The 25,179-nt window shown below is 50.7% G+C and carries 22 protein-coding genes and 3 pseudogenes; 9 read left to right on the forward strand and 16 right to left on the reverse strand.

What is annotated here, in order from left to right:
* Positions 1 to 264, forward strand: coding sequence for a signal transduction protein PmrD (pmrD, locus tag AACS80_RS12400; protein WP_130260550.1), 264 nt, complete (start codon positions 1 to 3; stop codon positions 262 to 264).
* Here pmrD and arnF read toward each other — a convergent pair.
* Genes arnF through arnB form a run of 7 tightly spaced genes read right to left on the reverse strand, consistent with a single transcriptional unit; the run spans position 261 to position 7,611 of the window.
* Positions 261 to 647 carry a 4-amino-4-deoxy-L-arabinose-phosphoundecaprenol flippase subunit ArnF gene (gene arnF, locus AACS80_RS12405; protein ID WP_135410199.1) on the reverse strand — a complete coding sequence of 129 codons (387 nt, stop codon included), beginning with the start codon at positions 645 to 647 and terminating at the stop codon, positions 261 to 263. The two genes, pmrD and arnF, sit on opposite strands and share 4 nt — an antisense overlap.
* A complete protein-coding gene (arnE, locus tag AACS80_RS12410) occupies positions 647 to 982 on the reverse strand; it encodes a 4-amino-4-deoxy-L-arabinose-phosphoundecaprenol flippase subunit ArnE (RefSeq protein ID WP_135410198.1) in 336 nt (111 codons plus the stop codon). The genes arnF and arnE overlap by 1 nt, the downstream gene beginning before the upstream one ends.
* A complete protein-coding gene (gene arnT / locus AACS80_RS12415) occupies positions 979 to 2,631 on the reverse strand; it encodes a lipid IV(A) 4-amino-4-deoxy-L-arabinosyltransferase (RefSeq protein ID WP_130207180.1) in 1,653 nt (550 codons plus the stop codon). The genes arnE and arnT overlap by 4 nt, the downstream gene beginning before the upstream one ends.
* Positions 2,628 to 3,521 carry a 4-deoxy-4-formamido-L-arabinose-phosphoundecaprenol deformylase gene (gene arnD, locus AACS80_RS12420; protein WP_130207178.1) on the reverse strand — a complete coding sequence of 298 codons (894 nt, stop codon included), beginning with the start codon at positions 3,519 to 3,521 and terminating at the stop codon, positions 2,628 to 2,630. The genes arnT and arnD overlap by 4 nt, the downstream gene beginning before the upstream one ends.
* A complete protein-coding gene (gene arnA / locus AACS80_RS12425) occupies positions 3,518 to 5,500 on the reverse strand; it encodes a bifunctional UDP-4-amino-4-deoxy-L-arabinose formyltransferase/UDP-glucuronic acid oxidase ArnA (RefSeq protein ID WP_130207176.1) in 1,983 nt (660 codons plus the stop codon). The genes arnD and arnA overlap by 4 nt, the downstream gene beginning before the upstream one ends.
* Positions 5,500 to 6,468 (reverse strand): undecaprenyl-phosphate 4-deoxy-4-formamido-L-arabinose transferase, encoded by a 969-nt coding sequence (gene arnC, locus AACS80_RS12430; RefSeq protein WP_130257477.1) that lies wholly within the window; start codon positions 6,466 to 6,468, stop codon positions 5,500 to 5,502. Before arnC ends, arnA begins: the two co-directional genes overlap by 1 nt.
* A gap of 3 nt (positions 6,469 to 6,471) precedes the next feature.
* A complete protein-coding gene (gene arnB / locus AACS80_RS12435; RefSeq protein ID WP_130260546.1) occupies positions 6,472 to 7,611 on the reverse strand; it encodes a UDP-4-amino-4-deoxy-L-arabinose aminotransferase in 1,140 nt (379 codons plus the stop codon).
* A 318-nt stretch (positions 7,612 to 7,929) separates the two neighbouring features.
* On the opposite strand from arnB, the gene ais reads away from it, so the two are divergent.
* Positions 7,930 to 8,532, forward strand: a complete 603-nt coding sequence (gene ais, locus AACS80_RS12440) for a lipopolysaccharide core heptose(II)-phosphate phosphatase Ais (protein WP_130260545.1) — start codon at positions 7,930 to 7,932, stop codon at positions 8,530 to 8,532.
* 38 nt (positions 8,533 to 8,570) lie between these two features.
* On the opposite strand, the gene nudI is transcribed toward ais, so the two are convergent.
* Positions 8,571 to 8,996: a nucleoside triphosphatase NudI gene (nudI, locus tag AACS80_RS12445; protein ID WP_130207172.1), complete on the reverse strand. Its 426-nt coding sequence runs from the start codon at positions 8,994 to 8,996 to the stop codon at positions 8,571 to 8,573.
* 279 nt (positions 8,997 to 9,275) lie between these two features.
* On the opposite strand from nudI, the gene AACS80_RS12450 reads away from it, so the two are divergent.
* The 4 genes and pseudogenes from AACS80_RS12450 to AACS80_RS12465 form a co-directional block, all read left to right on the forward strand.
* Entirely contained in the window at positions 9,276 to 9,818 is a 543-nt protein-coding gene (locus tag AACS80_RS12450; RefSeq protein WP_135492837.1) for a YfaZ family outer membrane protein, read from the forward strand.
* Positions 9,819 to 9,917: 99 nt separating this feature from the next.
* On the forward strand, positions 9,918 to 11,120 hold the full coding sequence (locus tag AACS80_RS12455; RefSeq protein WP_135410196.1) for a nicotinamide mononucleotide deamidase-related protein YfaY: 1,203 nt from the start codon (positions 9,918 to 9,920) through the stop codon (positions 11,118 to 11,120).
* 216 nt (positions 11,121 to 11,336) lie between these two features.
* Positions 11,337 to 11,486 (forward strand): annotated as a pseudogene (locus AACS80_RS12460) (helix-turn-helix domain-containing protein); the annotation flags it as partial.
* A pseudogene (locus AACS80_RS12465) lies at positions 11,485 to 11,685 on the forward strand (aldolase/citrate lyase family protein); the annotation flags it as partial. The pseudogenes AACS80_RS12460 and AACS80_RS12465, both read left to right, overlap by 2 nt.
* A 42-nt stretch (positions 11,686 to 11,727) precedes the next feature.
* Here the strand turns inward: AACS80_RS12465 and AACS80_RS12470 are convergent.
* The 5 genes from AACS80_RS12470 to glpA form a co-directional block, all read right to left on the reverse strand.
* Positions 11,728 to 11,949, reverse strand: a complete 222-nt coding sequence (locus tag AACS80_RS12470) for a hypothetical protein (protein WP_135410195.1) — start codon at positions 11,947 to 11,949, stop codon at positions 11,728 to 11,730.
* A 12-nt stretch (positions 11,950 to 11,961) separates the two neighbouring features.
* On the reverse strand, positions 11,962 to 12,861 hold the full coding sequence (locus tag AACS80_RS12475) for an ISNCY family transposase (protein WP_135410194.1): 900 nt from the start codon (positions 12,859 to 12,861) through the stop codon (positions 11,962 to 11,964).
* 193 nt (positions 12,862 to 13,054) lie between these two features.
* The gene (gene glpC / locus AACS80_RS12480; RefSeq protein ID WP_135407434.1) at positions 13,055 to 14,245 is read right to left on the reverse strand and encodes an anaerobic glycerol-3-phosphate dehydrogenase subunit GlpC; all 1,191 of its coding nucleotides are present in this window, start codon (positions 14,243 to 14,245) and stop codon (positions 13,055 to 13,057) included.
* Positions 14,245 to 15,501 (reverse strand): glycerol-3-phosphate dehydrogenase subunit GlpB, encoded by a 1,257-nt coding sequence (glpB, locus tag AACS80_RS12485; RefSeq protein WP_135410193.1) that lies wholly within the window; start codon positions 15,499 to 15,501, stop codon positions 14,245 to 14,247. Before glpB ends, glpC begins: the two co-directional genes overlap by 1 nt.
* Positions 15,491 to 17,119 (reverse strand): anaerobic glycerol-3-phosphate dehydrogenase subunit A, encoded by a 1,629-nt coding sequence (gene glpA, locus AACS80_RS12490; protein ID WP_135410192.1) that lies wholly within the window; start codon positions 17,117 to 17,119, stop codon positions 15,491 to 15,493. The genes glpB and glpA overlap by 11 nt, the downstream gene beginning before the upstream one ends.
* Positions 17,120 to 17,390: 271 nt before the next feature.
* Here glpA and glpT point away from each other — a divergent pair, with 271 nt between their 5' ends.
* The 3 genes and pseudogenes from glpT to inaA all read left to right on the forward strand — a co-directional run bounded on the left by glpT (position 17,391) and on the right by inaA (position 20,634).
* Positions 17,391 to 18,749, forward strand: a complete 1,359-nt coding sequence (glpT, locus tag AACS80_RS12495) for a glycerol-3-phosphate transporter (protein WP_064526704.1) — start codon at positions 17,391 to 17,393, stop codon at positions 18,747 to 18,749.
* 4 nt (positions 18,750 to 18,753) lie between these two features.
* The gene (gene glpQ, locus AACS80_RS12500) at positions 18,754 to 19,833 is read left to right on the forward strand and encodes a glycerophosphodiester phosphodiesterase (protein ID WP_135410191.1); all 1,080 of its coding nucleotides are present in this window, start codon (positions 18,754 to 18,756) and stop codon (positions 19,831 to 19,833) included.
* Positions 19,834 to 19,984: 151 nt separating this feature from the next.
* A pseudogene (gene inaA / locus AACS80_RS12505) lies at positions 19,985 to 20,634 on the forward strand (lipopolysaccharide kinase InaA).
* 53 nt (positions 20,635 to 20,687) lie between these two features.
* Here the strand turns inward: inaA and yfaE are convergent.
* From yfaE to nrdA, 3 genes are all read right to left on the reverse strand, one after another.
* Complete coding sequence (gene yfaE, locus AACS80_RS12510; RefSeq protein WP_130207161.1) at positions 20,688 to 20,942, reverse strand: ferredoxin-like diferric-tyrosyl radical cofactor maintenance protein YfaE; 255 nt, start codon at positions 20,940 to 20,942, stop codon at positions 20,688 to 20,690.
* Complete coding sequence (nrdB, locus tag AACS80_RS12515) at positions 20,942 to 22,072, reverse strand: class Ia ribonucleoside-diphosphate reductase subunit beta (protein ID WP_130207160.1); 1,131 nt, start codon at positions 22,070 to 22,072, stop codon at positions 20,942 to 20,944. Before nrdB ends, yfaE begins: the two co-directional genes overlap by 1 nt.
* Positions 22,073 to 22,227: 155 nt before the next feature.
* A complete protein-coding gene (nrdA, locus tag AACS80_RS12525) occupies positions 22,228 to 24,513 on the reverse strand; it encodes a class 1a ribonucleoside-diphosphate reductase subunit alpha (protein WP_130207159.1) in 2,286 nt (761 codons plus the stop codon).
* Positions 24,514 to 25,179: the final 666 nt, after the last annotated feature.

Here is a 25,179-nt window from a genome sequence, read left to right on the forward strand (position 1 = left end):
ATGGAATGGCTGGTTAAAAAATCATGCAGCGATAAACAAGACAACAGACATGTACTAAAGCTTTGTGATACTGGCGGCACGATAAAAATGATTGCCGAAGTGCAAACTGACTTTAGCGTTAAATCAGGTGACCTGCTTTCTCCGCTACAGGATGCGCTTTATTGCATCAACCGGGAAAAACAGCGCACGGTGAAAGTCATTTCGGCGAGCAGTTATAGTGTTGAAGAATGGGGGCGACAATGTCAGTCTGGCTGCAAAAGTTAGCAGCGTTGTTTTGCTGCTGGTAGAAAAATCAGCGTTAATCCACCCATAATACAGGCTACGCCCAGCATAGCCTTCAGCGAGAAGGTCCCTTCCCAGCCGGGAAGTACCATTGATGCAATCCATACCAGTACATAACTCATACTCAGTAAGGCATAGGCTTTGCTGAGTGCCAGCCGATGCAACGCCTTATACCAGCAAAAAACGGAGATCAGATAGCCAACCAGGCCGACGACCAGCATTCTGGCTCCGGGACCAAAGGCAAAAAATGCCGCAATAAATTCCCAGAATTGCGTTATCGGCGGCAGATGACTCGCCGCAAAACCCAGGCTTAATTGCGCAGCGGAGGCAATAATAACGCTACATAATCCCCACATCAGGCCCATTACACCGTACTCCCGAGAATCACAATGCCACCAATAATGAACGCCACCCCACACCAGTGCCGAAAAGACACCGGTTCGTGCCAGAGTTTTGTCGCCGCCAGTGTCACCCAGACAAAATTCAGGCTTAGCATAGGGTAGGCGATTCCAACCGGCACGTTCTGTAATACCAGCAGCCAGAGCACCATTGCCAGCCCCAGACACATCAATGCCAGCGCCAGCCACAGTGCAATATGTTTGCGCCGTTTACTTATTGCCACAAAGCGAGTTGCCTGTTTCTGGCAGAGCTGCCCGGCTACGCTAAGCAGGCTGGCAAAGACTAAAATCAGCCAGATCATTTGGGCCGATACTGAATGAGCACCAGACGCCCCTGATGATCGATAGCATCTGCAGGTGGAATGGCAAGGCTGTTGATATCCTCATCGCGGTCTACCGAAAGCACGAGAGTAATAATCCCCTCCTGGCGATGTTGAGTAAGCCAGCTGGCGAAATCATCACCGCTGACAAATCTGCCTTTCGCATCCGGATAATTGAGGCCATATTTCAACTCCCCCGTCTGGCGATACATGATGATGTCATCGCGTTGCAGACTCCATGCCAGACCTGCGGCAACGCCGACGCTATCAGTAAGAATATAGCGGCTCGGCTGGAGTGATTCTTGCGTCATCTCGACAAAAAATTGCGGATGTTTGCCTTCCATGACCCTGTCGGGGATCGCAATACCCACGAGCAACGCCAGCCCCAACGGGCAAAGTGCCGCAAAAGGCCAGTTTTTTTCAATGTTCGTTAATGTGTACCAGCCGAAAAATGCCCATAGCGAAAAAATCGACCATGCGCAAAAGACTTTATAGATTTCGAAAGTTTGCCAGACTGGCGTACTCATTGGTCCCCAGGGAGAGACTACAAACGTGGCAATAATGCCAGTGACGCCAAATGCGATATTGATCCAGCCATTAATCCGCAGCGCCAGAGGATTATTTTTTGCTGCCTGCAACGCGTAATACGCCACCAGTATTGCCAGAGGCGCAAAGCAGGAAAGAATATAGGTCGGCAGCTTGCCTTTAGCGACGGAGAAAAACAGCAGTGGCATCACCGTCCAACTCAAGAGATAGACGGTTGCGGAATGGTTGCGGTTTTTCCAGCCAGAACGCAGCGCACCGGGGAGTAATCCCAGCCATGGCAGGCTACCGGCAATGATGATAGGCAAGTAGTACCAGAACGGGGCTTTATGTTGGGCATCATCCATCGCAAAGCGTTGAATATGCTCAATCCAGAAAAAATAGTGCCAGAAGTCAGGCTCCCGTTGCGCTATTGCTAACCCCCAGGGGAGAACCGTCAGTACACAACTGATGATTGCCAGCCAGCCGTAAATAAAGAAATCTTTCCAGCGTTTTTGCGTCGCCACCCATGGCAGCACGCTTAATACCGGCACGGCGAGGGCGAGAAAACCTTTGGTCATTACCCCCATACCGCAGGTGATTCCCAGCAGTAAAAATCCCGCGCTTTTGCCTTTCCACGTTTGCGCATCCATTGCCAACCAGAAGCTACACATTCCCGCCACCAGCCAGAATGCAATAAACGGATCGAGCACGGCGTAAGTGCCGATGGCGTAGACAATAAGCAGCGAGAGATAAATCACAGCGGCGAGTAGTGCCAGACGTTTATCGCGCCATAAGCGCAGAGTAAACCAGGTCACCAGCGCGGCGGTTAACAGAGTCGCAAAGATAACACCTGCTCGCACACCAAAGTTATTCGCGCCAAATAGCCATTGCCCAATGCTGTTAATCCAGTATCCGGCAATCGGTTTTTCGAAATAACGTAGCCCTAACAGATGGGGCACAATCCAGTCGCCGGAAGCCAGCATTTCCCGACTGATTTCCGCATACCGCGTTTCATCAGGTTGCCAGAGCAGGCGATAATTAATCGGCAAGAGATAATAGACGGTAATAAACGCAAAGAATGCTGCGTAATAGCGAATGGATTTCATGGACGAGTTCCCGCAACTTGTTGGCAACCCAGCCAGCCTTCACGTCCAGCGATTCTTCCACGCACCACATGTCCGAGCGGCAACGTCTCCGGCAGCAGCTCGCCTAATGGACAAAACGTAATGCCTTCACGGGCGGCACGCTTCAGGAGATCAACAAAATCAGGATGATAAGCACAACCTTCAACTTCAGCATGGATGGTATAAACCGGCGTCCCTTTATCTCGCAGGATGCGGTTGAGTAGCCAGCCGTTAAAATCTTGCGCTTTCACATCCCGGCCAATCACTTCATCCCAGGTAGGTAATGTCACTGGAATTTGTGCAGTGCCAGGTTTTCCTGATTCGAGCAAGGGACGAAACGGCATCGCCCCACGACAATCGCTGTTGTAGCGCAAATGGAACGCTTCTTTTGCTTCGATCACCTGTTGGTCGGCACGCCAGCCAGCGGCAGCGGAGCAGGTTATCGGTTGGCCGATAATCTCTTCCAGGGTACGAAGGCCGCGGGCAATATCGTCTACCATTGTTTGCCGATCCCAGTTGCCGCTATGGGCTTGCCAGGCGTGGTGATCCCAGGCGTGCAGGCCGACTTCGTGGTATTTAGCCGCTTCACGAATGATATCGGCATTGGCATGACCAATCTCTTTTCCTGGCCATGCCGTACCTGCCAGTAAAATATCCCAGCCATAAAGCGATGCCGCGTTTGAGCGCAGCATCTTCCACAAAAACTGGGGCTTCACCAGTCGCCAGAGATGGCGGCCCATATTGTCCGGGCCGACGCTGAAAAAAATGCTGGCCTGAATATTATGCTTACTTAAGGTTTCCAGCAGACGTGGCACCCCTTCGCGGGTGCCACGAAAAGTATCGACATCAATACGTAAACCTACTTTGGTCATGATGACTTATCCGTAAGATCGACAGTGCGCAGGAAGAAATCCAGCGTCTCATCGATGGTTTCCTGCATATCAATTTTCGGTTCCCAGCCGAGGCAACGGCGGGCATTGCGGATGCTCGGTTTACGATGCTCTACGTCCTGATATCCTTTGCCGTAGTAGCTGCTACTTTCTACCACGCGAAAGCCCGCAAACGGTGGGAAGTGATGGCGCAGTGGATGTTTTTCGAAGCTCGCCAGCAGCATCTCGCCGAGCTCTTCAATACTCGCTTCGTTATCAGGATTGCCAATGTTGATAATTTCGCCGTCGCAGCGATTTCCCGCATTTTCGATAATGCGGTATAACGCCTCGATACCATCCCGAATATCAGTAAAGCAGCGTTTTTGTTTTCCGCCATCAATCAGCTTAATCGGTGAACCTTCCACCAGATTGAGAATGAGTTGCGTAATAGCGCGTGAGCTACCAATTCGCGCAGCATTAAGGTTATCCAGTCGTGGCCCCATCCAGTTAAACGGGCGGAAGAGGGTGAACTGCAACCCCTCTTTTTCGCCATAGGCCCAGATCACCCGATCAAGTAATTGTTTTGATACTGAATAAATCCAGCGTGGTTTATTCACCGGGCCGACGATTAAATTAGAATGGTCTTCATCGAAGTATTTATCGCTACACATCCCATAAACTTCTGAAGTCGACGGGAAGATGATTCGCTTACGGTACTTCACGCAGTAACGGATAATGCGCAGATTCTCTTCAAAATCGAGTTCAAATACGCGTAGCGGGTTGCGGGTATATTCAATCGGCGTGGCTATCGCCACCAGCGGCAACACGACATCACATTTTTTGACGTGATACTCAATCCATTCGGAATGAATGCTGATATCGCCTTCAACAAAATGAAAATGCGGATGATTCAGAAAACGGCTTATCGCGTCGCTGCCAATATCCAGACCGTAAACTTCATAGTGATCTTCACGCAGCAGGCGTTCTGTCAAATGGTTACCGATAAAGCCATTCACCCCGAGGATGAGTACCCGGGTACGGCGTCGGGCGGCACAGGCAGGCTGGCTATTCAAGCGTGAACCTTGCACCAGGCCCAGTGTCTGCGCTAATTGTGAGCCCTGCATAGTAATGCCGTCGCCCGCTTGTCCGGTGACGATTTCCAGCGCGCCATCGCCACAGGCAATCAGCAACGGCGCAACAGAAATCACGCTTCCCGGCTGCGCTGCGGATGTATGAGGATGTACGCGTGACGACCAGACGGTAAATTTTTGATTACCAACATAGCTGAAGGCACCCGGCCACGGATCGGCGACGGCGCGGACCATGTTATGCAATACGGCTGCCGGTTTGTGCCACTCGAGGAAGCTGTCTTCTGGTGTTCTGCGACCAAAACAGGTGGCTTCGTTCTCGCGTTGGGCTATTTCCAGAATCTTACCGTGTTTAATGGCGGGTAACGTCTGTTCCAGCAACTGACGCGCGGCATGGCACAATTTATGATGCAGCGTAATGGCGATATCATCTGGCGCAATGGCAACGCGCAGTTGGGCAACAATGGCCCCGGCATCGGCACGTTTAACCATTCGGTGCAATGTAACGCCCGTTTCCGTTTCACCGTTCACCAGCACCCAGTTCAGCGGCGCGCGACCACGATATTTTGGTAACAGCGAACCATGCAGATTAAATGCACCTGCGGGAGCGAGCTGTAAAATCTCATCGCTAATGAGATGGCGATAATAAAAAGAGAAAATCACCTCTGGTGACAGTTGGGCAATGCGTTCCACCCACAGCGGATGATTAATGTTATCCGGCGCGTAAACCGGAATGCCTCTTTCCGCCGCCAGGCGAGCGACCGAACCATAAAAGGCTTTTTCGCCAGGATTATCAGTATGGGTAAAAATGGCGCTAATTTCGTAACCGGCAGCCAGCAGGGCTTCAATACCGAGGCATCCCATATCGTGGTAGGCAAAAACGACGGTTTTCATTATTCATTTTCCTTGCTGGATGGACGGATAACTTGCTGAACAAAATAGCGGGGGCGGGCGCGGACATCGGTGTAGATCCTGCCAATATATTCACCGAGCAATCCCATGCCGATAAACTGAGCGCCAATAAAAGTAAACAGCACGGCAAATAGCATAAAGACGCCTTCCGCGGCCCATTGTGGTCCGAAGGTCAGGCGTAAAATCACCAGCAGTACCGCAATGCTGAAACCCCCAATCGCAATCACGCTGCCGAGAAGACTCAGCATACGTAGCGGTGTGGTCGTGAGGCAGGTCACCAGGTCGTACATCAAATTAATCAGGCGCATAAAGCTGTATTTAGATTCGCCATACTCACGCTCGGCATGATGTACCGGAATTTCAATGGCGCGGCGAGCGAAGATATTCGCCAGAATCGGGATAAAGGTGCTGCGTTCATGGCAGTGCAACATGGCATCGATAATATGACGGCGATAGGCGCGTAACATACAGCCATAGTCGCCCATCGCTTTGCCGGTGGTGCGCTGAATAAGTCGATTAATCATCTTCGATGCCGTTTTACGAAACCAGGTATCCTGGCGATTCTGGCGTACAGTACCCACCACGTCGTAACCTTCATCGGCTTTTTCTACCAGACGGGGGATCTCCTCTGGCGGATTCTGGAGATCGGCATCGAGGGTAATAATTAAGTCGCCGGTAACGTGGCTGAAACCTGCCATGATCGCCGAATGCTGTCCGTAATTACGATTAAGCAAAATAGACACGATGTGGCTGCCCTCTGCTTGTGAGGCATCGACGAGCATTTGTGCGGAATTATCGCTACTGCCGTCATCAATCAGCAGGATCTCATACTCTTTCCCCAGCGATTCACAGGCTGCGGTGGTGCGCCTGATTAATTCCGGTAAGCTTTCCTGCTCGTTATAGACGGGAATAACCACCGAGACTTTCTTAACAGGGTGGATTTCAAACATGGCTTATTGTCCTGCGAGTTGCTGAAGGGCAGCGATGACGCGGTCGGCATCGGCGGTGGTCATATCTGGAAAAAGCGGCAACGAACAGATGCGTTCGCTGTTCCATTCGGTATTCGGTAACGACAGTGTGGGAAAACGCTCGCGATAATATTTTTGCGTGTGAGCGGCGCGGAAATGTAACCCGGTGCCAATGCCTTTTTCTTTTAACGCTTCCATCAACGCATCGCGGCTGATACCACAACGTTGTTCATCAACACGAATAATAAACAGATGCCAGGCGTGAATGTGCGGCCATGCGGGAAGGCTTAAAGGCTGGAACGGGAGAGCTGCCAGTGCTTGCTGATATTGCAGGGCAATTTCCCGACGACGGGTGTTGAGTTGCTCTAATTTGGCTAACTGTGTCAGGGCAATCGCGGCGTTAATATCGGTCAGATTGTACTTATAGCCTGGCGTTAATACTTCTGCCTGCGGTGCACGGCCCCAGGTTTGTCTGTCATATGCATCGACGCCCAGACCATGAAATTTCAGCATCCGTAGCTGGCGGGCGAGGTTTTCATCATCAGTAACAATCAGGCCGCCTTCTGCACAGGTAATATTTTTGATGGCGTGAAACGAAAAAATAGCAGTACCTTTCGCACCAATATGTCGGCCTTTGTAATACGTACCGACGGCATGGGCGGCATCTTCAATAACCGCGATACCGTAACGTTCGCCAATGGCGCGAATGGCGTCAATATCTGCTGGCGCACCGGCATAATGCACTGGAATGATGGCTTTGGTACGCGGCGTAATGGCTGCTTCGATCGCTTCAGGCGTGACCATCAGCATATCGCGATCGACATCTACCATTACCGGCGTAGCGCCCAACAAAGAAATCATATTAAGAGTTGATACCCAGGTCAGAGAAGGCGTGATCACTTCATCGCCAGCACCTATCTCCAGCGCCATCAGCGTAATATGCATTCCGGCTGTGGCTGAACTGACCGCGATGGCATGTTGGTTTCCCGTCAACTGGCAAAAGGCTTGTTCAAGCGCCTGATTCTTCGGACCTGTGGTGATCCATCCAGATTCGAGAACATCTTTAACCGCAGCGAGTTCTTCCACACCCATTGCCGGACGTGAAAAGGGCAAAAAATCTGACATTATTATTCCTTCGGCCATTGAATACTTTTCCCATCTATTCACTAATATTGGTTATAGGGAGCGTTATATGTATTTTGCCATTTGGCGTAAAATTCTAAGGGTAGAATATTAATTTAACCTTAAGGAACTAATATAGTACTTAAATATTAGTTTTTTTCGTTTTTTTATCTTTTTCAGGCTTTTCATTTGACAAGATTTAAGGCATTTTGCGTGCATCGTAATGTTTTAATACTATCCCCAGCCCCTATTTTCCGGTGAAAATGTTATTTTTTTTCACGGTCATTTAGCTGGCTACGCGTGTCTATAGGTGGAGCTTAAGTGTTAGCTTTTTGTCGGACTTCGATGAAGTCTAAAAAATATATCTTCATTTTACTGGTGCTTGCTGTAATTGCCGGGTTGGGTAGTCATGCAGCCTGGAGTAGCAATGGGTTACCACGAATCGACAATAAAACGTTGGCCAGGCTGGCGCAGCAGCATCCGGTGGTGGTTCTGTTTCGCCATGGAGAACGCTGCGATCGTTCCTCCAATCAATGCTTGTCAGACAAAACAGGTATTACGGTAAATGGCTCTCAGGATGCGCGTGAACTGGGCAAAGCCTTCAGCGCAGATATCCCTGATTTCGATCTTTATTCCAGTAATACCGTTCGGACTATTCAGTCGGCAACCTGGTTTTCTGCGGGCAAAAAACTGACGGTAGATAAACGACTGCTACAATGTAGTAATGAGATTTATAGCGCAATTAAAGACTTACAAAGTAAAGCGCCTGATAAAAATATTGTTATCTTCACCCACAATCACTGTCTGACGTATATCGCGAAAGATAAACGTAACGTGACATTTAAACCAGATTATCTGGATGGACTGGTGATGCATGTGGAAAACGGTAAAGTTTTACTGGATGGGGAATTTGTCAATCACTGATCTTTGAATCTGACAGCCAGTAATGGCTGTCATCACTATCACAGAAGACCCTTCAAACGTAATGTTTTCTTGGTCGCAACATTCAAATCGTATTGCGCCAGATCTTCAGGTTTTACCCACGCGTATTCCTGAAACTCTTCGTTTATTTTCACTTCACGGTTGGCAGAAACACAATCAAAGATCAGGTAAATCATATAAATCTCTTCCTTACGACCATCTGCATATGTCTTAGTGCGAATGTCATCGCTGAAAGTCCACGGAGTGATGTCGGTAAGAATCAGTTGCTCGCCTAACTCTTCTCTGATTTCACGGCGTAATGCTTCTTCAATACGTTCGCCAGGTTCCACGCCACCACCCGAAAGCGCCCATTGACCCGGGAAAACGCCGCGATCGTCAGCCATTTTGCATAGCAGATAAGCACCATCATTTTGAATCAAAGGGCAAACAATAGTCCGTTGTCGCACAGGGATGTTCCTTATAATCGAAAATAAACCAAGAGAATACGGCAACTCAGAAATATGCGAAAGTGACATTAGTCTCTTTTGCGATGATAACTGCGCTGATTATTATTTTGGTTTATAACGTAAATCATGTTTATTTTTTCGGCGTTAAATTATTAAAGACGTATTTAGTTACAATAAGTTAGCAGATCGCTTTTTTCACGCATTGAATCCTCTGCGTCAGGCAGTACAATCCCGCAGCTTTGGGGAATGTTGATTATCTTCTTGCGGAAAAAGGTAAAAATGAAAAAATTTGCGCTACCAGTTCTGGCTGGAATGCTGTTGGTTTCTGCATCGGCAAATGCGATAAGCATCAGCGGCCAGGCAGGTAAGGAATACACCAATATTGGCGTCGGTTTCGGGACCGAGTCTACGGGACTGGCGTTAAGCGGTAACTGGACACATAACGACGACGACGGTGATGTCGCGGGCGTGGGGTTGGGCCTGAATCTTCCTCTGGGGCCGTTAATGGCAACTGTAGGTGGGAAAGGTGTTTATACCAACCCGAATTACGGCGATGAAGGCTACGCGGCAGCAGTCGGTGGTGGTTTGCAGTGGCAAATTGGCGACAGCTTCCGTCTGTTTGGCGAGTATTATTACTCTCCGGATTCGCTCTCCAGCGGTATTCAAAGTTATGAAGAAGCGAATGCTGGCGCGCGTTATACCGTTATGCGTCCAGTCAGTATTGAGGCAGGCTACCGTTATCTGAACCTGTCGGGGAAAGACGGCAATCGCGATAATGCCGTGGCTGACGGCCCTTATGTCGGGGTTAACGCCAGCTTCTGATACCTTCCGGCGCGGCGTTCTGTCGCGCCATTCAGTTTCTTACTACGCCTTATCTCCCTTTGCGTTATAGTGATTCGATAACAAAAGCAGGAGATAACCATGTTAAAAGTGGAAATGCTATCCACCGGGGATGAGGTGTTACACGGGCAAATCGTTGACACGAATGCAGCCTGGCTGGCCGACTTTTTCTTTCATCAGGGCTTGCCGCTATCTCGCCGTAATACGGTAGGCGATAACCTTGAAGATTTAGTCACCATTCTTCGAGAGCGCAGTCAGCACGCCGGTGTGCTGATCGTCAACGGCGGACTGGGGCCAACCAGCGATGATTTAAGCGCGCTCGCTGCTGCGACAGCAAAAGGTGAAGGTCTGGTGCTACATGAAGCCTGGCTTAAAGAGATGGAACGTTATTTCCGCGAACGTGGTCGCGTGATGGCGCCGAGCAACCGTAAACAGGCAGAATTGCCAGCGAGTGCCGAGTTCATCAATAACCCCGTAGGCACCGCCTGTGGTTTTGCCGTGCAGCTTAATCGTTGCCTGATGTTCTTTACCCCCGGCGTACCGTCAGAATTTAAGGTGATGGTCGAGCACGAAATCCTGCCGCGCCTGCGCGAGCGTTTTTCTTTACCGCAGCCGCCGGTTTGTCTGCGTTTGACTACCTTTGGTCGTTCGGAAAGCGATCTGGCACAAAGCCTGGACACTCTACAACTGCCGCCGGGCGTAACAATGGGCTATCGCTCCTCGATGCCGATAATTGAACTGAAGCTGACCGGACCGGCAAGCGAGCAACAGGCGATGGAAAAACTGTGGCTGGACGTTAAACGTGTTGCCGGACAGAGCGTGATTTACGAAGGCACCGAAGGACTGCCCGCGCAGATCAGTCGCGAATTGCAAAACCGCCAGTTCAGCCTGACGTTGAGTGAGCAATTCACCGGTGGTTTATTGGCTTTGCAACTTTCTCGCGCAGGTGCGCCATTGCTGGCGTGTGAAGTGGTTCCTTCACAGGAAGAGACTCTGGCACAAACCGCGCACTGGATTACAGAACGGCGGGCCAACCATTTTGCCGGGCTGGCACTGGCTGTTTCGGGGTTCGAGAACGAATATCTCAACTTTGCGCTAGCCACGCCGGACGGCACTTATGCTCTGCGCGTACATTTCAGCACTACGCGCTACAGTCTGGCTATTCGTCAGGAAGTGTGTGCAATGATGGCGTTGAATATGCTGCGCCGTTGGCTGAACAGTCAGGACATCGCCAGCGAGCACGGCTGGATTGAGGTTGTTGAGTCCATGACCTTATCCGTCTGATCAGTCATTCTGTGCCGGTTTACTGCACCGGCACATTCCCCTCCCGCAAATTTGTCCAACCTGTTGCACTCAATAAGAAAAAATCCGTGCGCTGATTCACAAATTTGTGCGTAATTTCTCCAGTCCGCTGGACGAGAAACGGGATTTGATGCGCTTCACAATTTTACTCACCCTGAGCGACGAGACTGATTCCAGTATCTAAGACTGGAGTCCAGTATGTTGGAATCAAGCAAAGTACCCGCCCTGACACGGGCTATTGATATTCTCAATCTGATTGCCCGCATTGGCCCTTGTAGTGCTGCAACGATCATTGACACATTGGGGATCCCGAAAAGCACGGCCTATCTGCTGCTTAACGAACTTAAGCATTCATCGGATCCGCGCTGCGGGTAAAGCGGCTGGTTTTCTGGCTGTGGCTCCTGATATGGCGCAGCAATGTTTGGCGTGGGGAGCGAACTTTGTCGCTGTTGGCGTTGACACGATGCTCTATAGCGATGCCCTGGATCAACGACTGGCGATATTTAAATCAGGCAAAAATGGGCCACGCATAACAGGAAGTTATTAATATCAAAGGCCCATAGGGATTACCTGTGGGCCTGTATGTTAGTTAGTGGTTTTTCACTGTCAGATCGGCTTCGTTTAGCTGGGTGGTTGCGAGTACCAGGTCACGATCGATGCCCTGTTCCAGCATTCGCAAGGCAATTTTAATGGCTTGTTCATGCATGCCTTCCTGCAAACCTTCTAATTTACCTTCTTGCCAGCCTTCAATCTTGCCTTCCTGCCAGCCAATTTGGTGCCCTTCCTGCCGTAGCCGTTCAGCAATAGTCATCAATCTCTCCTTTTAATGACAGTTCGGAATATCAGCATCAGTGAGTTGGGTTGTCGCCAGCACAATCTCACGTTCAAAGCCCTGTTCCAGCATGCGCAAAGCAATTTTAATGGCTTGTTCATGCATGCCCTCCTGCCAGCCAATTTGGTGTCCTTCCTGCCGCAGCCGTTCAGCAATAGTCATCAATCTCTCCTTTTGTAGTGGTGAACGTTCGGCAATCTCCTGAATAAAGCGGGTGAAACGGGAGGTATCGCCGCATTGCAGCAGATAATTAAACAGCGTTTGCACCTGGCTGTCATTAGTGAAGCCCCTAACCAAAAGCGTGGTGATCCTGTCGACCAGACCGATTAAATCGCGCTCGCGAATATGCTTTTGAATCAGTTCCAGCAGAGCTATACGCCGATGTTGCATGATCTCATCGTCAGGTACGATGGTGATATCCACCAACGGAAAAGCTTCGGTGTACAACTGCCGGGCAAGCTGCGGGTCGTCAAATTCATCCAGCCAGTTAAGTGAATATGGGTAGGGTGAGGTTTCGCCGTGATAAAACAGCATTGGCACTACCAGAGGGACTCTGTCATAGCCTTTGTCCAGATGGCGCTGCATGACGGCAGTGGCATAACGCATCAGTCGAAAGGCCATGTTTTTTTCCGCAGTACTCTGATGCTCAATCACGCAGTAGATATAACCTTCGCCGTCGGTGGTTTCTACCGACCACAAAACATCCGAGTAGTAAGCGCATAAACTTTTTTCAATAAAACTGGTGGGCTCCAGCCTTAAAGTTTGCAGATTGCAAAGTTTTCTCAGCGGTTCCGGCAGATGTATTTCCAGAAAATCCCGCGCAGTTTCGGGTGAGAACATAAACGTTTTAAACACCGCATCATGCGGGGAGGAGGTTGTTGATTCGGTCATGGTTGTCCGTCACCTGATTTTTATGATGACGGGACATTACGGGGATCGCAGGCCGATGGCATCTGCCAGTTTTAGCCTTTGCGAGACGTTTTCAGAAGTATTTTTACTGCGATGCAACGCATACATTGGGTCCGGAACCGTGCACGCAAAAATGCCCGATAAGCCATGAACTCATCGGGCATCAGAAGGGCGCTTAAGCCAGCGCTTTTGCCAACAGTGTGATCGGATGCTCGCAGCGAAGGCTTGTGGACATCTCAATCTGCCATTTGCAGGTTTCGCAGTCGGTAACGACCAGATCTGCGCCGCTCTCTTCTATCTGGCGGAACAGTGGTGCGCCGATGGCTTGTGAGGTGGGATAGTTCTCTTTTTTGAAACCGTAAGTACCCGCAATACCGCAGCACTGGGAATCCAGCACTGTCAGCTCAAGCCCTGGGATCTTACGCAACAGTTCCAGGGTGTAGAGCGTCCAGCCCATTTTTTCCATATGGCACGGAGTGTGATAAACCACTTTCAGCGGCAGCGGTTTCAGCGGTAACGTTTTGCCTTCGTCCAGCTTGCGCCACAGCCAGCGGGTCGCCAGTTCAATATGATCGCGCAAGCCTTTGTTGTCGACATTCAGCACTTCCGGGTATTCGTCGCGCAGGGCAAATGTACAGGTTGAGGAGGTGGCAATCACCGGAATGCCTTTTACTCCCACAGCTTCGCGGATCGACTCTACATTCGTAATTGCCTGTTTACGTGCTTTATCGGTAAAGCCGTTGGCGATCAGTGGTACACCGCAGCATTTTTCTTTGCTGAGTAATTGCACTCCCGTTCCCATCGCGTTGAGCACTTTAATTAAATCTTTACCCAGTTGCGGATGGTTGTAGTTGACGAAGCAGCCGTGGAAAAAGGCGACCTGGTCTTTATACTGCGCTTGCTGGGCCGCTACGCTGCGATACCAGCGACGGAACGTGCCGAAGGAGTATTTCGGTAGCGTGCGGCGATGATCGATTTTTAACGCCGCATCAAGCAGTTGCCGCACCGGTTTCAGTGAAGTTGCGGTGTTGACGATTGGCGCGAACGGCGTGGAAACGCTGCCCATCAGATCGGTATGACTTAAAACGAAGTTACGCAGCGAGGGACGCGTGGTGTCATATTTCGCTCGTGCGCGCTGGATGATATCGCCAATCTTCACATCGGACGGGCAGGCGACTTCGCAACGTTTGCAGTTGATGCAATATTTCAGCGCCTCGTCATACAGTGCGCCATCTTTCAGACGCAGACGCTCGCCATCCGGCCCGGCTTGTTTTGGCCCTGGATAGCCGGGATTCACCCGGCTCACCGGGCAGGCGGTGGTGCAGACGGTGCACTTAATGCAATTTTCGAAGCTGGTATCGTTCATTATTGGCCTCCTGCGCGTTGGGCAATCTGTTGAGCGGCATGTAAAGCACTGACGGCACAGACACCGCCGCCGCATCCCTGGGCGATGGGATCAAATCCGCCCAGCACCGAACCGATGGCAAACAAGTTCTCTACTGTTTGACTAGCCTGCGACGGGCGTAGCGCCTCGTCAGTGGTTACGCCGAACTGTTGCCACGGTTGCGCAGCAAAAAAGTCACTTCTATACCACTCACCCCGCGTGGGGGTTTGCAGTACATCAAGGCCGAGAATTGGTTCGCGAATGCCGTCGCGTTCTGCCACCAGCCCGCCGCTAAAGAAACTGCCGCTGGCGAGAACCGCGAAACGTGGACGCAGCGGGATGTCGGCGTGATTGCGGGTCCAGATTTCACTCACCACGCCGTTTTTACAGGTGACTTTTTTCACTTCATCGCCCGGCATCCACACGCCGCCCTGGCGTACAAACTGGCGCTGTAACTGGTTTTGCAGACGAATACCCAGCACGGAAGGCGGCAGCGTTGGCAAAAGCATCAGTGAGCAAGGTAGTTTTTCATTCAGCCAGCGCCACAGTTTGTCATCGGCCAGGCCGAAGCTGGCGGGCATCAGGATCATTTCACAGGTATTGGCGACAGGGATTAGTGCATCAATTAACAGCGGCCAGTTTTCTTCGTTATCAAGGAAACGGGCGATATTCACCGCGCGAAACTCGGTGGCGTTATTGCGTAACACATCCAGTTCCGGCAGTTCAATTTCAGCAGTTTCAACCGAAAGATCCAGTTCGCGCAACGAAGCCGCCGCAAGATGTGCCTGAAAATCCATCAGACCGCTTATCCCCACTACACATATCTTCTTCGCGGGTAGCGGCCAGACGGGAACTTCTGGCGAACTTAACCAGGTCGAACGCAAAGTGCCGAGCGGGGTAACGCGCTGATGGGCCAGTTCCACGCTGCCCTGCAATTGCGCGCCGCTTTCCGCAATTAATGTCTGCGCCTGACAAGCGAGATCCAGTACGCGTTGTGGGCCGAGAAGACTGTAAGGGTGGGCAGGTGCCTGATGGCACAAAGACTCCAGCCCTGCATGAATGTCTGCCACCGGCTGACCGTCTGGCAGGTGGCTCAGTAAGTCCAGCGATCCGGATGAGAAATGCAGAGCGCTCTGTCCACGGGTGACAATGGCACAGCGCAGACCGTGTTTTTGCAATCGCAGGCCGCAGAGTAATCCGGCAAGACCGCCGCCCATAATGACAGTATCAAATCGCATCTTTCTGCTCCTTCTCCAGACCACACAGTCCCTGATAAACCCAGCGGGTAAATTCGCTTTCGCGCAATGCGTCTCCCCATGCAATGGGCTGCACACCTTTCCAGCGTTCGTTAAGGAAGGTGGAAAGTTGTTCGATAGATTGCGCGGAGGTGGTGACGTTAAAGCGTTGCAGCAGCCCAGCGGCGCGGCAGGCGCAGAGCTCGCCCTGGCAGGTGCCCATCCCCACACGGGTGCGACGGCGTAAATCTAACAGGCTATTCACGTTTAGATTTTCTACCGCGTACTGTACTTCGCCAGCGGTAACGGCTTCACACTCACACACCAGACTGCGATGCAAACGGCCTTCACTTAACCAGGCGGGTGTGCGATCGCCATGACGGTAAACCGCAGAGCCGCGTAGTGGGGCAGGAAGGGAAATGACTTTACGTAAGGTGACTTCAGCAGGTTCCTGTGAACCAGGAAGTGCCAGATCGGCGGTCGTACAGGGGCGCGTGTTGCCCAGCTTGCGGCAGACGGCATCCGTAGCCCATTCCGCCATCAGACGATAGGTCATCAGTTTGCCGCCGGTGATGGTGATAAATCCGTCCAGGCCATCGCGTTCGGCATGGTCGAGCAGCACGATGCCACGACTGACGTTACGGCCGCTCGGGTCGTCATCGCTGGCAACCAACGGGCGCACGCCAGAGTAGGCCCGCAAAATGCGCGTTTTCGCCATAACGGGGGCCAGTTTTTCCCCTTCACGCAGCAGAATATCCACTTCTTCTGCCGTCACTCGGTTATCGTCTATCTCATCGTAATTAATGCGTAAAGAGGTGGTGCCAATCAGCGAAATGGTATCGCCAGGCACCAGAATATCGGCGTCGGAAGGTTTACGGCAGCGGTTGATCACATGCTGATTAATGCGGTGGTCCATGATCAGCAGAGATCCTTTCGCCGGGAACATACGAATGCGCAGATCGGCATATTCGGCAATATGTTGCCCCCAGATCCCAGCGGCGTTAACCACCACTGGCGCATGGAGTGCCTGAGTTTCGCCGGTGAGATGATTACGTACACGAACACCGCACACCGTCGCGCCTTCACGAATTAGTCCCGTGACTTCATGAGCGGTAAGGATAACGGCACCATGTTCTTTTGCATCGAGCATGTTCGCTGCGGTCAGCCGGAATGGGTCAACGGTGCCATCCGGAACTTTTACCGCGCCAATCAGTGCCGGGTTAACGGAAGGTTCGATAATGCGTGCTTGCTGCGGATCAATGGCTTCAGCACTGATTCCAGCCTCTTCGCAAGCACGAATAAAAGTCGCCTGGAAGGAGAGATCATCTTCCGGCAGGGTGATAAACAGGCCGTTGGTTGGTTCGACACAGTGACGCGCAATGCGTTTTAAAATCTGGTTTTCACTAATACATTCGCGGGCCGATTCCGCATCGGTAACCGCATAGCGTGCGCCGCTGTGCAGCAGACCGTGGTTACGCCCGGTGGCTCCCGTTGCGATGTCGTGGCGTTCAACCAAAATCACTTTCAGCCCGCGCAGGGCACAGTCGCGGGCAATCCCGGCTCCCGTTGCGCCGCCGCCAATGATAATCACGTCACTTGTTTGCGAATCGCGAGTTTTCATTGTTATCCCTCAAAAGTTCGTTTTGTCTCATTTAGCCACAGAAAAAACATAGATTGTTTGATTTCGCGCATAATCGCTCATAATTCGAAAGTGAAACATGATTTCATGCGTCATTTTGAACATTTTGCAAATCTTATTTAATAATGTGTGCGGTAATTCACATTCATGGAATGAATGATTAATTAACATCGCGGCAACTCAAGAAACGGCAGGTTCTTCCATTGAATCAGGCTGTTAATCATAAATAAGACCACGGCCACGGAGGCTATAAATGTTGAGTATTTTTAAACCAGCGCCACACAAGGCGCGCTTACCTGCTGCGGAGATCGACCCGACTTACCGTCGATTACGCTGGCAAATTTTCCTGGGGATATTCTTTGGTTATGCCGCTTACTATTTGGTTCGTAAGAACTTTGCTCTCGCGATGCCCTACCTGGTGGAGCAGGGGTTCTCACGTGGTGATTTAGGTTTTGCCCTTTCAGGGATCTCAATTGCCTACGGATTTTCCAAATTCATCATGGGGTCAGTGTCGGACCGCTCGAATCCGCGCGTTTTCCTGCCGGCAGGTCTGATTCTTGCTGCGGCAGTTATGCTTTTTATGGGCTTTGTACCGTGGGCGACATCGAGCATTGCGGTGATGTTTGTGCTGCTGTTCCTCTGCGGTTGGTTCCAGGGGATGGGATGGCCGCCGTGCGGTCGTACTATGGTGCACTGGTGGTCGCAGAAAGAACGTGGCGGCATTGTGTCGGTGTGGAACTGTGCGCATAACGTCGGTGGTGGTATTCCGCCGCTGCTGTTCCTGCTGGGGATGGCCTGGTTTAATGACTGGCACGCGGCGCTTTATATGCCGGCTTTCTGTGCCATTCTGGTGGCTCTGTTCGCCTTTGCGATGATGCGCGATACCCCACAATCTTGTGGCCTGCCGCCGATCGAAGAGTACAAAAATGATTACCCGGACGACTATAACGAAAAAGCGGAACAGGAACTGACCGCGAAACAGATCTTCATGCAGTACGTGCTGCCGAATAAACTGCTGTGGTACATCGCCATCGCCAACGTGTTCGTCTATCTGCTGCGCTACGGTATCCTCGACTGGTCACCGACTTACCTGAAAGAGGTGAAACACTTCGCGCTGGATAAATCCTCCTGGGCCTACTTCTTCTATGAGTATGCGGGCATTCCAGGCACTCTGCTGTGCGGCTGGATGTCAGATAAAGTCTTCCGTGGTAACCGTGGGGCAACTGGCGTCTTCTTTATGACTCTGGTGACTATCGCCACCATAGTTTACTGGATGAACCCGGCAGGCAACCCAACTGTCGATATGATTTGTATGATTGTTATCGGCTTCCTGATCTACGGCCCAGTCATGCTGATTGGTCTGCACGCGCTGGAACTGGCGCCGAAGAAAGCGGCAGGTACGGCGGCGGGCTTTACCGGACTGTTTGGTTACCTTGGTGGCTCCGTAGCGGCAAGCGCGATTGTCGGCTACACCGTTGACTACTTTGGCTGGGATGGCGGCTTCATGGTGATGATTGGCGGCAGCATCCTGGCGGTTATCTTGTTAATTGTCGTGATGATTGGCGAAAAACGTCGCCATCAGGAATTACAGCAAAAACGCAACGGAGGCTAATGGCATGAAATTGACGCTGAAAAACCTTAGCATGGCGATCATGATGAGCACTATGGTCATGGGAAGCAGTGCAATGGCGGCGGATAACAGTGAGAAAATAGTGATTGCCCATCGCGGCGCCAGTGGTTATTTGCCGGAGCATACGCTGCCTGCAAAGGCGATGGCGTATGCGCAGGGGGCCGATTATCTGGAACAGGATTTGGTGATGACGAAGGACGACCATCTGGTCGTTCTGCATGACCACTATCTTGACCGGGTAACCGATGTTGCCGATCGTTTCCCGGATCGGGCGCGTAAAGATGGCCGTTACTACGCGATAGATTTTACACTGGATGAAATTAAGTCTTTAAAATTCACTGAAGGCTTCGATATTGAAAACGGTAAAAAAGTGCAGACTTTTCCCGGGCGTTTCCCGATGGGTAAATCTGACTTCCGGGTGCACACTTTCGAAGAGGAAATTGAATTTGTTCAGGGGCTAAACCATTCGACCGGGAAAAATATTGGTATCTATCCAGAGATTAAAGCGCCGTGGTTCCATCATCAGGAAGGGAAGGATATTGCGGCAAAAACCCTGGAAGTGCTGAAGAAATATGGCTACACCGGTAAGGATGATAAGGTTTATCTGCAATGCTTTGATGCTGATGAACTGAAGCGTATTAAGAATGAGCTGGAACCTAAAATGGGTATGGACCTCAACCTGGTACAGCTGATTGCCTATACCGACTGGAACGAAACTCAGCAGAAACAACCGGACGGAAGCTGGGTTAATTACAGCTATGACTGGATGTTCAAGCCGGGTGCCATGAAACAGGTAGCGGAATATGCTGATGGTATTGGCCCGGATTACCATATGGTGATTGATGAGACATCGCAGCCGGGTAATATCAAGCTTACCGGAATGGTAAAAGATGCACAGCAGAATAAGCTGGTGGTGCATCCTTATACCGTGCGGGCCGACAAGCTACCGGCCTACACAACGAATGTGAATCAGCTTTATGACATTTTGTATAACAAAGCCGGAGTGAACGGTTTGTTCACTGACTTCCCGGATAAAGCGGTTACCTTCCTGCAACAACAGAAATAATCTCACCTTCGGCATTCCGGTCTGCCCGGAATGCCGCTTTGCTTCTGTAACAAGTCCATTTTTGTACACAAAAATCTTAAGGATTTCTTAAGGCAACACTTTATATTTCCATCCTGATAATTAACGTGCACATAGTGCCGGATGGTAAGTAATGGTGTCAGGAACGGAAGACGAACAATTTGAACGTTGGTGGGCGACCACAGGAGACTGGGTCGAAGAACCCAATTATCGACGCAATGGTATGAGTGGTGTGCAGTGTGTAGAGCGCGATGGTAAAAAGCTTTATGTGAAGCGTATGACTCAGCATCTCTTTCATTCGCTGCGCTATCCCTTTGGACGCCCGACGATTGTGCGGGAGATTGAGGTGATAAACGATTTGGAGCGCGCGGGCGTTATCGTGCCGAAAATCGTATTTGGTGAAGCAATCAAACGAGAAGGGGAATGGCGGGCGCTACTGGTTACCGAGGATATGACCGGTTTCATCAGTATTGCAGACTGGTATACACAACATGCTATTACCCCTTACCCAGACGATGTGCGTGAAGCAATGCTACACGCGGTGGCACAAGCGTTTAAAAAATGCATAGCGTCAAGCGTCAGCATGGCTGTTGCTACGTTCGTCATATTTATGTGAAAACGGAGGGTGTGGCGGAAGCGGGGTTTCTTGATCTGGAAAAAAGTCGCCGCCGATTGCGTCGTCAAAAAGCAGCTCAGCATGATTTCGCCCAACTGGAGAAGTATTTATCTCCCATTCCTCCCGACGACTGGGAGCAGGTGAAAGCGTATTACTACGCCATGTAATCGTTGTAGGCCAGATAAGACACATAAGCGTCGCATCTGGCACTAGTACCCGATCACAACTCTATTTCAATATCGCCTTTTGCCCGGCAACAACAGGGCAAAATCTCCCCTGGCTGAATAAAGGCTAACGGTTCGGCAATCCAGTCAACCTGACCTGCAACCAGGCGAGTGCGACAGGAGCCGCAGTAGCCTTCGCGACACTGGTACTCAACCGCCACATTATGGGATTCCAGCGCCGCCAGAAGGGAAGGGTGTTCATCCTGGCACAGCAGTTGTGTGCCAGTGATGCGCAAGGTAACGCGGGTCATCAGAGCTGGAAGTTACTCAAATCGTCGGTGTCCACTTCCGAGTCAATTTGACCGACCAGATAAGAACTCACCTCAACTTCCTGTGGGGCAACCTGCACGTTATCCGACACCAGCCAGGTATTGATCCACGGGATCGGGTTGGAACGTGTCTGGAACGGCAGATCCAAACCGACAGCTTGCATGCGGATGTTGGTGATGTACTCGACGTACTGGCAGAGAATGTCCTTGTTCAGACCAATCATCGAACCGTCACGGAACAGATAATCCGCCCAGTCTTTCTCCTGCTGTGCCGCCTGAACAAACAGCTCATAGCACTCTTGCTTACACTCTTCGGCTATTTCCGCCATTTCCGGATCATCCGCGCCGCTGCGCAGTAGATTCAGCATATGCTGAGTACCGGTCAGGTGCAGGGCTTCGTCACGGGCAATCAGGCGAATAATCTTGGCGTTACCTTCCATCAGTTCGCGTTCTGCAAAGGCAAAGGAACAAGCAAAGCTGACGTAGAAACGAATGGCTTCCAGCGCGTTAACGCTCATCAGGCAGAGATAAAGTTTTTTCTTCAGCTCGCGCAGGCTAACGGTCACGGTTTTACCGTTGACGGTGTGGGTGCCTTCGCCCAGCAAATGCCAGTAACTGGTCATCTCGATCAGTTCATCGTAATAGCGGGAAATGCCTTCCGCGCGTTTCTGGATCTGTTCGTTGGTGACGATATCGTCGAATACAACAGACGGATCGTTAACGATATTACGAATGATATGGGTATAAGAACGAGAGTGAATCGTTTCTGAAAATGCCCACGTTTCTACCCAGGTTTCCAGTTCCGGAATAGAAATTAGCGGCAGCAGTGCCACGTTCGGACTACGACCCTGAATGGAATCGAGCAACGTCTGGTACTTCAGGTTGCTGATAAAAATGTGCTTTTCGTGTTCAGGCAGTGCCTGATAATCGATACGGTCGCGAGAGACGTCAACTTCTTCCGGACGCCAGAAGAAAGAGAGCTGCTTTTCGATCAGCTTTTCGAAGATTTCATATTTTTGCTGATCGTAGCGGGCCACGTTGACCGGCTGACCAAAGAACATCGGTTCTTTGAGCTGATCATTCTTCGTCTGTGAAAATGTGGTATATGCCATGAATATGTCCTGTTGGGAGTTTAATGCCGGATAAGGCATTTTACGCCGCATCCGGCATCCAGAGCCTGATGCGACGCTGGCGCGTTTTATCAGGCCTACAAAATTCGAGACGTAGGCCGGATAAGACATTTTACGCCACATCCGGCATCTCAATATCAGATCTTACATGCGCCGCTTTCGCAGCCATCGTCCTGGATTGACGGCACCAGATCGTCCTGCGCATCTTCTGCGCCGTCACGGGTGTTCTGATAATACAGCGTTTTGACCCCGAATTTGTAGGCGGTGAGCAGGTCTTTCAGCAACTGCTGCATCGGCACTTTTCCTGACGGGAAGCGTGACGGATCGTAGTTAGTATTCGCAGAGATCGACTGATCGATAAATTTCTGCATGATACCAACCAGTTGCAGATAACCATCGTTACCCGGCATTTCCCACAGCAGTTCATAGGCATCGTGCAGGTGTTCGTAGTCTGGAACGACCTGGCGCAGAATACCGTCTTTCGACGCTTTAATGCTGACATAACCGCGCGGCGGTTCAATGCCGTTAGTAGCATTAGAGATCTGCGAAGAGGTCTCGGAAGGCATCAGCGCTGACAGTGTAGAGTTACGCAGGCCGTAAGTTTTGATCGACTCACGCAATGCTTCCCAGTCGTAATGCAGCGGCTCATTAGCGATGGCATCCAGATCTTTCTTATAGGTATCGATCGGCAGGATCCCTTTCGCATAGGTGGTTTCGTTAAACCACGGGCACGCGCCTTGCTCTTTCGCCAGCTCATTAGATGCTTTCAGCAGGTAATACTGAATGGCTTCGAAGGTTTTATGCGTCAGGTTGTTGGCGCTGCCGTCGGAGTAGCGTTTACCGTGCTTCGCCAGATAGTAAGCGAAGTTGATCACACCAATACCCAGTGTACGACGACCCATCGCTCCACGTTTGGCTGCCGGGATCGGGTAATCCTGATAATCCAGCAGCGCGTCGAGTGCGCGTACCGCCAGAACGGCCAACTCTTCCAGTTCATCCAGGCTGTTAATTGCCCCCAGGTTGAAAGCCGAAAGCGTACACAGCGCGATTTCACCGTTTTCGTCGTTAACGTCATTCAGCGGTTTGGTCGGCAGAGCGATTTCCAGGCACAGGTTAGACTGGCGCACTGGCGCGATGGCCGGATCAAACGGGCTATGGGTATTGCAGTGGTCAACGTTCTGAATATAGATACGACCAGTCGACGCACGTTCCTGCATCATCAGTGAGAACAGCTCAACCGCTTTCACGCGCTGTTTGCGGATGCTGTCGTCTTTCTCATATTTGGTGTACAGGCGCTCAAACTCTTCCTGATCGGCGAAGAATGCGTCGTACAGCCCCGGTACGTCGGACGGGCTGAACAGGGTGATATCTTCACCTTTCAGCAGACGGGTATACATCAGTTTGTTGATTTGTACCCCGTAGTCCATATGACGCACGCGGTTGCCTTCTACACCACGGTTGTTTTTCAACACCAGCAGGCTTTCCACTTCCAGATGCCAGATTGGGTAGAACAGCGTTGCCGCACCGCCGCGCACGCCGCCCTGGGAGCAGGATTTCACCGCCGTCTGGAAATGTTTGTAGAACGGAATGCAGCCGGTATGGAACGCTTCACCGCCACGAATCGGGCTACCCAGTGCACGAATACGCCCGGCGTTGATGCCGATCCCCGCACGCTGGGAAACGTATTTCACAATCGCGCTGGAGGTCGCGTTAATGGAATCCAGGCTGTCGCCGCACTCGATCAGCACGCAGGAGCTGAACTGGCGAGTCGGGGTACGCACGCCGGACATGATTGGCGTCGGCAGCGAAATTTTAAATGTGGAAACCGCGTCGTAAAAACGCTTCACGTATTGCAGACGCGTTTCGCGCGGGTAGTTCGAGAACAGGCACGCAGCAACCAGAATATAGAGGAACTGTGCGCTCTCGTAGATTTCGCCGGTCACGCGGTTCTGTACCAGATATTTGCCTTCCAGTTGCTTAACGGCAGCATAAGAGAAGGTCATATCACGGTCGTGAACGATAAACGTGTCCATCTGCTTGAACTCTTCTTCCGTGTAGTCTTCCAGCAGATGATTATCGTATTTGCCCATCTCGACCATTTTAACCACGTGGTCGTACAGCGCAGGCGGCTCAAACTGGCCGTAGGCTTTTTTACGCAGGTGGAAAATTGCCAGGCGCGCGGCGAGATACTGATAGTCCGGTGCATCACGGGAGATCAGATCAGCGGCAGCCTTGATAATAGTTTCGTGGATGTCGGAGGTCTTGATTCCGTCATAAAACTGAATATGGGAGCGCAGCTCGACCTGGGAAATCGAAACGTTATGCAGTCCTTCTGCCGCCCAGTCCAGAACGCGATGGATTTTGTCGAGATTGATGCGCTCTGTGCTACCGTCGCGCTTTGTCACCAGCAGATTCTGATTCATGTATGTCGTACCTGTTTTTGGAATTCTTTCCGCAATAGTTTCACGGCAACTACCTGTAGTAAGGAAAGCTGCAACGAACACTATATATAGGGGGTATGTTTGGGATTCACTGCAAGATAGTGTGAAAACGGCCCTCTTGCAAGTGCATAACTTTGTGGATAACTCAGGAAGGAAAAAGCGACTTCCGCGTACCTTAGGTCAGACAAGGTGTCCGGGAAAGTCAATGGGAAGAGAAAAATTTGTTAAAAATAACCGTTCGGTGATTTCTTGAACGCTCAATTTAAGATAATTATTGATCCAGGTTATTTGTTGTGCTTTTGTCAGGTGTGGTGAAAATTGATGCCATCACAAATTCATATAACGTCGGCACTTAATGTTATGTTTATGATGTGAGCGAATGTAAATGGCTGCGGTTCACGGAACAGGTATTTTTTAATCAACAGATGTGAAATAAAAGTTTGTTATGTTGATTATTCCAGGTAAACAAGAAACGAATTAATCAGTTTAATGTGTTTTAATTATTGTTATTTCATAATTTGGTCAGTATCAAAAGGAATAATTTATTTCTTTTAGAAGGTATTATTTTAGTATATATGTTTTAAATGTTTCTTATTTACAATTAATCATTATCTACAATCACAATATGTCTTTTAATGATGGCGTGTT

Source organism: Escherichia sp. E4385 (genome assembly GCF_963883145.1).
In the GTDB taxonomy this organism is placed as follows: Bacteria; Pseudomonadota; Gammaproteobacteria; order Enterobacterales; family Enterobacteriaceae; genus Escherichia.